This window comes from Tetragenococcus solitarius NBRC 100494, from assembly GCF_001544195.1.
In the GTDB taxonomy this organism is placed as follows: Bacteria; Bacillota; Bacilli; order Lactobacillales; family Enterococcaceae; genus Tetragenococcus; species Tetragenococcus solitarius.
Map to the genome: position 1 here is coordinate 30,249 of NZ_BCPY01000010.1, position 12,979 is coordinate 43,227.

Consider the following 12,979-nt stretch of genomic DNA (forward strand, 5'->3'; position numbering starts at 1 on the left):
ATTAAAACTTCTGAGAGTGAAAAATAGACGGATATATTTGTTTTATTTGCTTAAAAAGGGTATAATATATGTATATGTCGAAAAGAAAATCGAGGGATAAAATGAAAGAAACCGTCATTTTAAAAACTGAATATATGACACTTGCTCAATTACTAAAAGAACTCGATGTCATTTCAAGCGGTGGACAAGCAAAAGGGTATTTACAAGAAAATACTGTTTTTGTAAATGGTGAAATTGAAAACCGTAGAGGACGTAAACTTTATGCTGGAACGATGATTGAAATACCTGAAATAGGTACTTTTTTTATGGCAGAAAAGGGTAAAGAAGATGCGTCTGAGTAATCTACATATTAAAAATTTTCGTAATTACGAAGAATTGATGGTAGATTTTCATAAAAATGTCGTTATTTTTTTGGGCGAAAACGCTCAAGGAAAAACGAATCTTCTTGAAAGTATTTATACACTAGCTTTAACACGTAGTCATCGTACTCGCAATGAACAAGAACTGATCCAGTGGGAGAAAGAACAAGCCTTTGTTAAAGGAAATGTGCAAAAAGAATATACAAACGTTCCACTTGAGTTATTTTTAACTAAAAAAGGACGTAAAACAAAAATTAATCATATGGAACAAAAAAAATTATCTAGTTATATTGGACAATTAAACGTTATTTTGTTTGCACCAGAAGATCTTTCTTTAGTCAAAGGAAGTCCGCAAGTAAGAAGAAAATTTTTAGATATGGAAATCGGCCAAATTGACTCTGTTTATCTTTATGAGTCAGCGCAGTATCAGAAAATTTTAAAACAACGTAATCATTATCTAAAACAGCTTGCTGAGCATAAACAAACAGATGAATTATATCTGGATATTTTGTCAGAACAATTGATTAGCCACGGCAGTAAGGTTCTTTTTGTTCGTCAACAATTTGTTAAACGTTTGGAATACTGGGCCAACCAGCTCCATCAAAAAATTAGCCAGTCAAAGGAACAGCTAAAAATTAGTTATCGTTCAAGCGTGTCTGGTGAGTATTGGACTGATGAGCAAACTGTAAAAAAAGCATACGAACAAGAAATAGAAAAGGTAAGAAATAAAGAGCGATTACGCCAAACGACATTGGTTGGTCCGCATCGAGATGATTTATCTTTTTTAGTCAATGAAAAAGATGTTCAAATATTTGGCTCACAAGGACAACAAAGGACAGCTGCTTTAAGTGTGAAACTAGCTGAAATTGATCTGATAAAAGAGGAAACAGGGGAGTATCCTCTTTTGTTATTAGATGATGTAATGAGTGAATTAGATGATTCTAGGCAACTTCATTTACTAGAAACAATTGAAGGAAAAGTCCAAACTTTTTTAACAACAACAACATTAAAACAAATAAAAGATAAAATGACTGTTGAACCTGAAATTTTTTATATTAATCAAGGTCAATTAGAAGGAGAAGATGTATAAGTGGCAGAAGAAGACAAGAACTTGCGCGAACAGGCAAAACTATACGACGCCAGTCAGATACAAGTTTTAGAGGGATTAGAAGCCGTAAGAAAAAGACCGGGAATGTATATTGGTTCTACCAGCTCAGAAGGTCTCCACCATTTAGTTTGGGAAATTGTTGATAACTCAATTGATGAGGCGCTTGCAGGATTTGCTACAAAAATTCAAGTAATTGTAGAAAAAGATAACAGTATAACAGTTACAGATAATGGTCGTGGTATTCCAGTAGATATCCAAAGCAAAACAGGTAGGCCCGCTGTGGAAACCGTATTTACAATTTTACATGCTGGCGGTAAATTTGGTGGTGGCGGATATAAAGTTTCAGGTGGCTTGCACGGTGTAGGTTCTTCTGTAGTAAATGCTTTATCGGAAAAATTAGAAGTAAAAGTTTTTAAAAATGGAAAAGTATACTATCAAGATTTTAAACGAGGTAAAATTAACGCAGATTTAAAGGTTATAGGAGAAACAGAACTTCATGGAACAGAAGTTCATGGAACAGAAGTTCATTTTGTCCCAGATCCAGAAATCTTTAATGAAACGACAGAATTTAATTTCGATAAGCTTGCTACTCGTATTCGAGAACTAGCTTTTTTGAATCGTGGTTTGCATATTTCCATTGAAGATCGGCGACCAGAAGAACCGCTATTTAATCAATATCATTATGAAGGTGGAATCAAAAGTTACGTCGAGCATTTAAATGCCAATAAAGAGGTTTTATTCCCTGAACCGATTTACTTAGAAGGACAACAACAAGATATTAATGTTGAAGTGTCTATTCAATATACTGATAGTTTTCATACAAATTTGATGACGTTTGCTAACAATATTCATACCTATGAAGGAGGCACACATGAGGCGGGTTTTAAAACGGCGCTAACACGTGTGATTAATGATTATGGACGTAAGCAAAAATTAATGAGGGAAAATGATGATAATCTTTCTGGAGAAGATGTCCGAGAAGGTTTAACTGCAGTGGTATCGATCAAACATCCGGATCCTCAGTTTGAAGGACAAACAAAAACGAAATTAGGAAATTCTGAAGTACGTACGGTTACTGACCGTTTGTTTTCTGAACATTTTGCCAAGTTTTTAATGGAAAATCCTTCTGTTGGTCGTCGCATTGTAGAAAAGGGCGTACTCGCTTCAAAAGCTAGACAAGCAGCTAAACGAGCACGTGAAGTCACCCGGCGCAAAGGCGCACTTGAGATTAGTAATTTACCAGGTAAATTGGCCGATTGTTCTAGCCGAGATCCAGAAAAAAGTGAATTATTTATTGTCGAAGGGGATTCTGCAGGAGGTTCTGCTAAACAAGGACGTAGCCGGGAATTTCAAGCAATTTTACCTATACGCGGAAAAATATTAAATGTTGAAAAAGCAAGTATGGATAAGATCTTGGCTAATGAGGAAATTCGCTCATTATTTACTGCGATGGGAACTGGCTTTGGCGAAGAATTCGATGTATCAAAGGCTCGTTATCATAAATTAGTGATTATGACGGATGCTGATGTCGATGGTGCTCATATTCGTACACTTTTATTAACTTTATTTTATCGTTATATGCGACCTGTCGTAGAAGCAGGCTACGTTTATATTGCTCAGCCACCATTATATGGGGTTAAGCAAGGGAAAAATATTACCTATGTTCAACCTGGGGAAAATGCAGAAAAAGAATTACAAAATGTGATTAATTCACTTCCGCAAAGTCCAAAACCTTCAGTTCAACGTTATAAAGGTCTTGGAGAAATGGATGAACATCAATTATGGCAAACAACAATGGATCCAGAAAATCGCTTAATGTTGCGCGTAAGCATAGAAGATGCGATTGAAGCGGACCAAGTTTTTGAAATGCTGATGGGAGATCAAGTAGAGCCTAGACGAGCTTTTATTGAAGAAAATGCCCGTTACGTTCAAAACCTTGATGTTTAGATCGTAATCGTAAAGGAGGAAAAACTTTGAGAGATCAGGAAAATCATATTCATGATACCAATTTATCAAGCGAGATGCGTGGGTCCTATATCGATTATGCAATGAGCGTCATTGTAGCTAGAGCTTTACCTGATGTTCGTGACGGCTTAAAGCCTGTTCATCGGCGAATTTTATATGGGATGAGTGAATTAGGGGTAACTCCTGATAAGCCACACAAAAAATCGGCACGTATTGTCGGAGATGTCATGGGGAAATATCACCCCCATGGAGATAGCGCAATTTATGATGCTATGGTGAGAATGGCACAATCATTTAGTTACCGTTACATGTTAGTAGACGGTCACGGAAACTTTGGCTCTGTAGATGGTGATGGCGCTGCGGCGATGCGTTATACAGAAGCTCGCATGAGCCGTCTATCTGTTGAAATGTTACGTGATCTTAATAAAGATACCGTTGATTTTATCGGAAACTATGATGATACCGAAAAAGAACCCGAGGTATTACCTGCCCGTTTCCCTAACTTATTGGTTAACGGCACGACAGGGATTGCCGTTGGTATGGCAACCAATATTCCTCCGCACAACCTAGGTGAAGTCGTTGCAGCTATCGATCGTTTGATTGAAAATCCAGAAGTAACGACAAATGAATTAATGGAAGTATTACCTGGACCAGACTTTCCAACAGGCGGCTTAGTCATGGGAAAATCTGGTATTCGTCGAGCATACGAAACGGGTAAAGGCACAATTACTGTACGTGGTAAAGTCGAAATTAGCGAAATGGCCAATGGTAAAGAACGTATTTTAGTGACAGAGTTACCTTATATGGTCAATAAAGCCAAGTTAATTGAGCGGATTTCTGAACTTCATCGAGATAAACGAATCGAAGGAATTACTGATTTACGTGATGAATCTTCGCGTGAAGGTATGCGAATTGTTATTGATGTAAGACGTGATGTGAGTGCTTCTGTTGTTTTAAATAATCTGTATAAAATGACTTCTTTACAAACTTCATTTGGCTTTAATATGTTAGCTATCGAAAATGGCGTACCAAAAATTTTAAATTTAAAGCGAATTTTAGAAGATTACTTAGAGCATCAAAAAAGTGTCATTACACGTCGTACAATTTTTGAAAAACAAAAAGCTGAAGCACGTGCGCATATTTTAGAAGGTTTACGCATTGCTTTAGATCATATTGATGAAATCATTGCCATTATTCGTGGTTCTGAAACCGACGCACAAGCAAAAGAAACGATGATGGCTCAATTTAAGTTATCTGACCGTCAAGCCCAAGCAATTTTGGATATGCGGTTACGTCGTTTAACTGGTTTAGAAAGAGATAAGATTGAGAATGAATATCAAGATTTGTTAAAGCAAATTGAAGATTTAGCAGATATTTTAGCTAGACCAGAACGCGTCGTTGAAATTATTCAAACAGAATTACATGACATCGAACAACGTTTTGGTGATAAACGTCGGACAGAACTATTGGTTGGAGAAGTATTAAGTTTAGAAGATGAAGACTTAATTGAAGAAGAAGAAATCGTAGTTACCTTAACGAACAATGGCTATATTAAACGAGCTGCTAATAGTGAATTCCGTACACAAAATCGTGGTGGACGCGGCGTACAAGGGATGGGAATTCACGATCAGGATTTTGTGACCACTTTAGTCTCTTGTTCTACTCATGATAATTTATTATTTTTCACTAATGCGGGGAAAGTTTATAAAGCAAAAGGATATGAAGTACCAGAGTATGGTCGTACGGCAAAAGGAATTCCGGTCATTAATTTCCTAGGAATTGATTCAAATGAACGAATTCAAACTGTCATTGCTCTATCTAATGATGCTAAAGAGAGAAAGTATCTTTTCTTTACTACAAAATATGGCATTGTAAAACGTACCTCGGTAGAAGCCTTTAAAAATATTCGGAGCAATGGTCTAATTGCTATCGGTTTAAAAGAACAAGATGAACTAGTTAATGTTTTAAGTACTAGCGGCGATGACGTAATGGTTATTGGTACTCATAATGGTTACTCTGTCACCTTTAAAGAAGCAGCTGTGCGAGATATGGGACGGACAGCCAGCGGTGTTCGAGGGATTCGTTTAAGACCGGAAGATTATGTGATCGGAGCTTCCGTTATAAAAGAAGGCGAAGAAGTCTTAGTTATTACTGAAAAAGGTTACGGCAAGCGTACCGCAGTTGATCAATATCCAGTCAAAGGTCGTGGCGGTAAAGGAATTAAGACAGCCAATATTACCGAAAAAAATGGTCCTCTAGCGGGATTAACCACTGTTTCTGGCAACGAAGATATTATGTTGATCACTGACAAGGGTGTTATCATTCGTTTCCATGTTGAGGATATTTCTCAAACAGGACGAGCTACATTGGGTGTTCGTTTGATGAAAATGGAAGATCATTCAAGAGTTGTTACTATGGCAACAGTGGATGATGAAGAGTTGGAAAAAATTGAGGGGCCTATAAAAGAGTAATTGTTTTTCAGATAGGGTTAAAATATTGGTTTTATTTGTAAAAAATCAACAAAAGTATAAAATCAAAAAACTTTTGTTGATTTTTTGCGTATTTAAGTATGTACAACAAATTCTAAATAATCAAGGCGAAATATCTTGCGTATCAAGACAAATAAGTGTATAATTTCACTTCGTGAGTAGTCTTAAAGGACAACTCTCTCTGCTCCTGGAAAAAGGGGCCAAAGACCACAGGGAGGTGAAAAATCAATGGAAAATACGAAGTATGAAATCTTGTACATCATTCGTCCTGACATTGATGAAGAAGCAAAAACAGCTTTAGTAGAACGTTTTGACGCTGTTATCACTGATAACGGAGCTGAAGTCATTGAATCTAAAGACTGGGAAAAACGTCGCTTTGCGTACGAAATGAACGGTTACCGTGAAGGAATCTATCACATCGTTAACGTTTCTTCTCCATCAACTGCAGACGCGGTTAACGAATTTAACCGTCTTGCAAGAATCAACAACGATATCATTCGTCATATGATTGTCAAAGAAGAAGAATAACGCGTTTCACACGAAACGACAACGATGAGGAGATGGTAAATTTGATTAACAACGTTGTACTAGTAGGAAGATTGACAAAAGACCCTGATTTACGTTACACATCCAATGGAGTAGCAGTTGCGACTTTTACTTTAGCCATAAATCGTACTTTTACGAATCAAAATGGTGAAAGAGAAGCAGATTTTATTAACTGCGTTATCTGGAGAAAAGCAGCAGAAAATCTGGCAAATTTAGGACGCAAAGGTGCACTTATTGGCGCTACTGGAAGAATTCAGACAAGAAATTACGAAAACCAACAAGGACAACGTGTTTTTGTGACTGAAGTTGTAGCAGATAATTTCCAAATGTTAGAACCTCGTTCTGTCAGCGAGCAACGTCGTTCTTCTGAAGGAAATGACTCCGGTAATAATCAATCGAACTTTGGGAACAATTACAATCAAAAACAAACATCTCAAACACCTAATTTTGATCGTGATAATGCCGATCCTTTCGGCGGATCATCGATTGATATTTCAGATGATGACTTACCATTCTAACAAATTTGATAGGAGGGAAATAGAATGGCTCAACAAAGAAGAGGCGGACGTAGACGTCGTAAAGTAGACTATCTTGCAGCAAACCACATTGAACATGTAGACTATAAAGATGTTGAATTATTAAAAAGATTTATCTCAGAGCGTGGTAAAATCTTACCTCGTCGTGTAACAGGTACAGGAGCAAAAAATCAACGTAAATTGACAATTGCTATTAAACGTGCACGTATTATGGGATTACTTCCATTTGTAAGTGAAGAATCTTAAAAAATGACCCGGATGACATTTTTGTCATTCGGTTTTTTTATCAACTGCTTTATTTTGTAAATCGCATAAATAAACTGTTTATGATAAAATAAAAAATAAGTGGATATGTTCAGTTAAAATTTTAGAACAGTTGAAGTAGTTATTCAATTTTACTGGTTGGATTTAGATTATAAGGGGCCTTGGCTATGACTGTAATCGGCATTATTTCTTTAGATAATTATGATGATATCATTGATAAAATGGACGATAAGAATATTTCATTACTAAATACTTTGGTTACGACAATGATTTCTGATTGGGCAAACGAATATCGGATTTTTTATAAACGTGTAAATACGGATCGTTATTTTTTTGTTGCTAGCATGGACGAATTACAACAAATCAAAGAAAAACAGTTTGATATTTTGCAACGATTAAAAGAATCAAACATCAATAGTGAATTTATACTGACGATGAGTATGGGAATTGCCTATGGCCATGGTTCAATGGAAAAAGTGGGCGAAGTTGCTCAAAACAACCTAGACATGGCTTTAGCAAGAGGCGGCGATCAAGTTGTGTTAAAAGATGCCGACTCACAAGCAAAACCCCAGTTTTTTGGTGGCCAAACAGAAGGAACGATTCGTCGAACGCGTACACGCTCACGAGCCATGAGTGCTTCGTTAAAAAAGATTTTTTCAGAAAATAAAAAGATTTTCATTATGGGACATCGTTATCCTGACATGGACGCAATTGGCAGTGCGTTTGGTGTGGCTGCTTTAGCTCAGTTTAATCAAAAAGAAAGCTATGTAATTATTGAACAAGAAGAAGTCACTGAAGATACCCAGCGTTGTTTAGAAGAAATAAGCAAACATCCAGAAATAGCCAAATTAATTATTTCTGGGCAACAAGCATTAGAACATATTGACGAGAACAGTGTTTTAGTTATGGTCGATTACAATCGTCCTGCACTTTCGATTTCAAAAGAAGTCTTTGATGCCTTTGATAAAATAATGATCATTGATCATCATCGTCGTGGCGAAGAATTTCCTGAGCGTCCGTTATTAACTTACATTGAGCCGGCTGCTTCTTCTGCTAGTGAATTAGTAGCTGAAATCATCCAATTTCAATCGAATAAAAGAAAAAAAGTATCAAAATTTATTGCTAGCTTATTATTGTCAGGCATTTATGTTGATACAAAAAGTTTTTTTACTCGAACGACAGCTCAGACTTTCCATGTAGCCAGTTATTTAAAAAATCATGGAGCCGATCTTTCATTGGTGCGATATCTGTTAAGCTCAGATTTAAATTCTTATTTGCAAATGAGCGAATTAGTCTCTCGCAGTGAATATGTAACTAAAAATATTGTTGTGGCAGTAGCTTCTGAAAATGAAACTTATGATAATGTCACAGCTTCAAAAGCAGCTGATACATTACTATCAATGAATGACATTGAAGCAGCTTTTGTTATCACTAGCCAACTTGAAGATGAAATTACTATTAATGCTCGCAGTTCTGGTGGTGTAAACGTCCAACGGGTGATGGAAAAGCTTGGCGGCGGAGGGCATTTTAGTAATGCTGCGACGCAGATCAAAGGAAAGTCGCTCGAAAAAGTACGGAAAATGTTAATTAACGAGTTAAAACAATTAGATGATAAGGAGTGAAAGACAAAGATGAAGGTTATTTTCTTACAAGATGTAAAAGGTAAAGGAAAAGCAGGAGATATTAAAGACGTACCTAATGGGTATGCCCAAAATTATCTTTTTAAAAATAATTTAGCTAAAGAAGCAAGTCAAAAAAATATAGCTGTAATGCGCGGAAAAAAACAAGCAAAAGAAAAAGAAGAAGCGGAAAATTTACAAGAAGCCCAAAAATTAAAAAGTTATTTAGAAGATGAAAATACAGTAGTAGAAATTAAAGCCAAAGCTGGTGAAGATGGACGATTGTTTGGTTCAGTACCTTCTAAGCAAATCGTCCAAGGTTTAAAAAAACAATTTGATATCAAAGTTGATAAGCGGAAGATTGAATTAAAAGAACCCATTCGTACAATGGGATTTACCAACGTTCCTGTGAAGTTACACCCAGAAGTGACAGCCACGATTAAGGTGCATGTAGTAGAAGAATAAAAAAGGCAGATCTGAAATGATCGGATCTGTCTTATGTTTTTAGAAAAATTGTTAATAGGGGTTAAAACGAAGTATTTAGGAGAAAAATTATGAATGAAGTTTGGCAAGATCGTATCCCACCACAAGATATAGAAGCAGAACAAGCTGTATTGGGTGCAATTTTTCTTGATCCAGATGCGATTATAGAAGCAATGGAACTACTAGAACCTAGTAGTTTTTACCGCAGAAGCCACCAAATTATTTTTCAGTGTATGTTTCAGTTAAACGAGCGAAATGAAGCCATTGATTTAATCACTTTAAAAGCTGAAATTGAAAAAAGTAATTCTTTAGAAGATGTAGGCGGTATTAGTTATTTAACGGAGTTAAGTCAGGTTTCGCCTACTTCATCAAGTGTTTCTTATTATGCAAAAATTGTGGATGATAAGGCAACACTACGCCAGTTAATTCAAACAGCTAATAAAATTGTAACGTCTGGTTTTGAGCAGAAAGAAAATGTTCAAGAAATTGTTGAAGATGCTGAAAAAAGCATTTTAGAAGTTTCTGAAAAGAGAAATAGCAACGGCTTCCAATCCATTGCTGACGTGTTGAATCAAACAATTGAAAACATTGACCAATTGGCACAAAATAATGAAGAAATTACCGGTTTACCTACTGGCTATCAAGCTTTAGATAAAATGACAGCGGGTTTACAAAAAGATGAATTGTTAATCATTGCAGCTCGTCCAGCAGTCGGGAAAACAGCATTTGCTTTAAATATTGCACAAAATGTCGGCACAAAAACAGATAATACGGTAGCTATTTTTAGTTTAGAAATGGGAGCCGAGTCGCTAGTTAGCCGGATGCTTTGTGCAGAAGGCTCCATTGATGCGAGTCATTTGCGTACTGGACAATTAACTGATGAAGAGTGGCGTAATTTGATTGTGGCAATGGGAAGCTTATCTAAGGCAAGTATTTATATAGATGATACGCCAGGAATTAAAGTTTCTGAAATCCGTGCTCGTTGCCGTAAGTTAGCACAAGAAAAAGGAAACTTAGGACTTATTTTAATTGATTATTTGCAATTAATTGAAGGTTCCGGAAGAGAGAGTAGACAACAAGAGGTATCAGAAATTTCTCGACAATTGAAAAAACTAGCAAAAGAATTAAATGTACCTGTTGTAGCTCTTTCACAGTTATCTCGTAGTGTTGAACAAAGGCAAGATAAACGTCCAGTTTTAAGTGATATACGGGAATCTGGTTCGATTGAACAAGATGCGGATATTGTTGCCTTTTTGTATCGTGACGATTATTATCAACGTGAGAATGATGAAGAGGAAGAAGAAGCGGGTAATGACAATGTGATTGAAGTTATTATCGAAAAAAATCGGAATGGTGCACGAGGGACAGTAGAATTATTGTTTATCAAAGAATACAATAAATTTTCATCGCTTTCGCCGCGGACGCCTTTTGAGTAAAATTACACCTATACCAATTTGTCTGAATGAAAAATAGTTGCAAGTTTTTTTATTTTAAAAAAAGCTTGCAACTATTTTTGTAAGCTTGTATTGTATTTATATACAACAATACCAATTTTTATGAGAGGCGTATATAAATGCTAGAGGAAAATTATTATAGATTGTTAAAAGAAAATTTTAATAGTAAAGAAAGTGTAGTAACTGAACTTATTAATTTAGAAGCGATTTTACATTTGCCCAAGGGAACTGAACATTTTATTAGTGATGTACACGGAGAATACGGTGCATTTGACCATGTACTACGCAATGGTTCAGGTAGCGTAAAAGAAAAATTAACAGAATGTTTTAATAAAAAAGATATAGATATTGATGACCTGGCTAGCTTAATTTATTACCCAGAAGAAAAGATTCATTTAGAAAAAGGAAACAAAACAAAAGAAGAAATAAAAAGTTGGTATGCGCAAAACATTCGTTTGTTAATTACTGTTGTAAATCATGCGAGTCGTAAATATACTCGTTCAAAAGTCCATAAAGCATTACCAGCGCGTTTTAGTTATATTATTGAAGAACTATTAACTGAAAAACAACAAGAAACTGATAAACAGGCCTATATTCAAGCAATTATTGATCATGTGATTCAATTAAACCAAGCTACGGCTCTAATTAGTGCTTTATGTTATGTTATTCAACGTTTTGTCGTTGATCATTTACATGTGGTTGGTGATATCTATGATCGTGGCCCAGCACCTGATTTAATTATGGAGCGTTTAATTAATTATCATTCAGTTGATATTCAATGGGGAAATCACGATATTATCTGGCTAGCGAGTATGGCAGGTTCACCTCTTGCTCTCATTAATGTTTTACGTATTTGTGCTAGATATGGAAACTTAACCATTATTGAAGATCGTTATGGAGTTAACTTACGTCCTTTAGTGGAATATAGTCAAAAATATTATTCTGTGTTGGATAAATTTTCTCCTAAATTAGAAGACGAGAATAGTTTTACTGCGGCTGAAAAAGATAATTTAAATAAAATCCAGCAAGCAACTGCCATCTTACAATTTAAATTAGAAGGCCAATTAATCAAACGACGGCCAGAATTCCTCATGGATGAGCGTACTATGTTAGATTTTATTGATTATGCGAAAAAAACAATTCAACTTGGTGATAAAGTATATCCGCTTGTTAATTTTACAGCACCTACTATTGATCCTACAAACCCTTGTTCTTTAACTAAAGAGGAACAACAATTAATAAAAAGTTTACTACATTCTTTTCAAAGTTCTGAACCATTAAAGCGGCATATGGATTTCTTGATGGAAAAAGGAAGTATGTATTTATGTTACAACGGAAACTTATTACTTCATGGTTGTATCCCGCTTCATCAAAATGGGGATTTTAAATCACTGCGTATTGGTCAGAAACATTATTCTGGTCAGAAATTACTAGACTTTTTTGAAGAGCAAATTCGCTATAGTTATGCTCATCCTGATATTTCGAATGATTTTTTAACTGATTTACTATGGTATTTGTGGACAGGAGAATGTTCTTCGTTATTTGGTAAAAAAGTGATGGCCACCTTTGAACGATATTATATAGCAGATAAACAAACGCACCATGAAGAAAAAAATGCTTACTATTTTTTAAGAAATCAGGAAGAAATCTGTCAAGAAATTTTGAGTGATTTTGGTTTGCCCATTACTGGACATATTATTAACGGTCATACACCAGTAAAAGCAAGTAAGGGCGAAAGCCCTATTAAAGCGAATGGTCGGATGTTGGTCATTGACGGAGGTTTTGCTAAAAGTTATCAAAAAGAAACTGGCTTAGCTGGATACACTCTATTGTCAAACAGCTATGGTTTACAATTAGTCGCTCACCAACCATTTTCTTCAGTAAAAGCCTCGGTAGAACGTCAAAATGATATTTTATCTACCAAACGTTTGGTAGAAAGAGTCGAAAAACGTACAACTGTATCACAAACGAATGTTGGTAAGAAATTAACGCAAGAAAAAAAGGTACTTGAAAAATTGTATAAAAATTATGATTTTTATTAAGGGCTATTTTTCGTCCTTTGTGGCAATTTAATTTAATTTATTTTTTAATGTTCGGGAATTAACTAACACTAATTTTGTTGAAAGAAAAATATTCGATTTTTCATTGTAATAAAA

General features: G+C 35.5%; 11 protein-coding genes. All 11 read left to right on the plus strand.

Features of this window, described 5'->3' with window-relative positions; all coding sequences use genetic code 11:
• Positions 1-101 precede the first annotated feature (101 nt).
• Positions 102-341 (plus strand): S4 domain-containing protein YaaA, encoded by a 240-nt coding sequence (yaaA, locus tag TS1_RS04685; protein ID WP_068708337.1) that lies wholly within the window; start codon positions 102-104, stop codon positions 339-341.
• Entirely contained in the window at positions 328-1,449 is a 1,122-nt protein-coding gene (gene recF / locus TS1_RS04690; protein ID WP_068708339.1) for a DNA replication/repair protein RecF, read from the plus strand. The genes yaaA and recF overlap by 14 nt, the downstream gene beginning before the upstream one ends.
• Positions 1,450-3,414 (plus strand): DNA topoisomerase (ATP-hydrolyzing) subunit B, encoded by a 1,965-nt coding sequence (gene gyrB, locus TS1_RS04695; protein WP_068708341.1) that lies wholly within the window; start codon positions 1,450-1,452, stop codon positions 3,412-3,414.
• 26 nt (positions 3,415-3,440) lie between these two features.
• Positions 3,441-5,903: a DNA gyrase subunit A gene (gene gyrA / locus TS1_RS04700; protein WP_068708343.1), complete on the plus strand. Its 2,463-nt coding sequence runs from the start codon at positions 3,441-3,443 to the stop codon at positions 5,901-5,903.
• Positions 5,904-6,149: 246 nt separating this feature from the next.
• The gene (gene rpsF, locus TS1_RS04705; protein ID WP_068708344.1) at positions 6,150-6,449 is read left to right on the plus strand and encodes a 30S ribosomal protein S6; all 300 of its coding nucleotides are present in this window, start codon (positions 6,150-6,152) and stop codon (positions 6,447-6,449) included.
• A 41-nt stretch (positions 6,450-6,490) separates the two neighbouring features.
• A complete protein-coding gene (gene ssb, locus TS1_RS04710) occupies positions 6,491-6,985 on the plus strand; it encodes a single-stranded DNA-binding protein (RefSeq protein WP_068708346.1) in 495 nt (164 codons plus the stop codon).
• Between the two features lie 24 nt (positions 6,986-7,009).
• Positions 7,010-7,249, plus strand: a complete 240-nt coding sequence (gene rpsR / locus TS1_RS04715; RefSeq protein ID WP_068708348.1) for a 30S ribosomal protein S18 — start codon at positions 7,010-7,012, stop codon at positions 7,247-7,249.
• Positions 7,250-7,434: 185 nt separating this feature from the next.
• On the plus strand, positions 7,435-8,889 hold the full coding sequence (locus TS1_RS04720) for a GGDEF domain-containing protein (protein WP_068708350.1): 1,455 nt from the start codon (positions 7,435-7,437) through the stop codon (positions 8,887-8,889).
• 9 nt (positions 8,890-8,898) lie between these two features.
• Entirely contained in the window at positions 8,899-9,351 is a 453-nt protein-coding gene (rplI, locus tag TS1_RS04725) for a 50S ribosomal protein L9 (RefSeq protein ID WP_068708352.1), read from the plus strand.
• Between the two features lie 89 nt (positions 9,352-9,440).
• Entirely contained in the window at positions 9,441-10,805 is a 1,365-nt protein-coding gene (gene dnaB / locus TS1_RS04730; RefSeq protein ID WP_068708354.1) for a replicative DNA helicase, read from the plus strand.
• A gap of 137 nt (positions 10,806-10,942) precedes the next feature.
• Positions 10,943-12,865, plus strand: a complete 1,923-nt coding sequence (locus TS1_RS04735; RefSeq protein WP_068708356.1) for a fructose-bisphosphatase class III — start codon at positions 10,943-10,945, stop codon at positions 12,863-12,865.
• The last annotated feature ends 114 nt before the right edge of the window (positions 12,866-12,979 follow it).

Bases quoted from the DNA above. Each gene is read 5' to 3' on its own strand.
- yaaA (WP_068708337.1), top strand. From the start codon at position 102: ATGAAAGAAACCGTCATTTTAAAAACTGAATATATGACACTTGCTCAA.
- recF (WP_068708339.1), top strand. From the start codon at position 328: ATGCGTCTGAGTAATCTACATATTAAAAATTTTCGTAATTACGAAGAA.
- rpsF (WP_068708344.1), top strand. From the start codon at position 6,150: ATGGAAAATACGAAGTATGAAATCTTGTACATCATTCGTCCTGACATT.
- rpsR (WP_068708348.1), top strand. From the start codon at position 7,010: ATGGCTCAACAAAGAAGAGGCGGACGTAGACGTCGTAAAGTAGACTAT.
- TS1_RS04720 (WP_068708350.1), top strand. From the start codon at position 7,435: ATGACTGTAATCGGCATTATTTCTTTAGATAATTATGATGATATCATT.
- rplI (WP_068708352.1), top strand. From the start codon at position 8,899: ATGAAGGTTATTTTCTTACAAGATGTAAAAGGTAAAGGAAAAGCAGGA.
- dnaB (WP_068708354.1), top strand. From the start codon at position 9,441: ATGAATGAAGTTTGGCAAGATCGTATCCCACCACAAGATATAGAAGCA.
- TS1_RS04735 (WP_068708356.1), top strand. From the start codon at position 10,943: ATGCTAGAGGAAAATTATTATAGATTGTTAAAAGAAAATTTTAATAGT.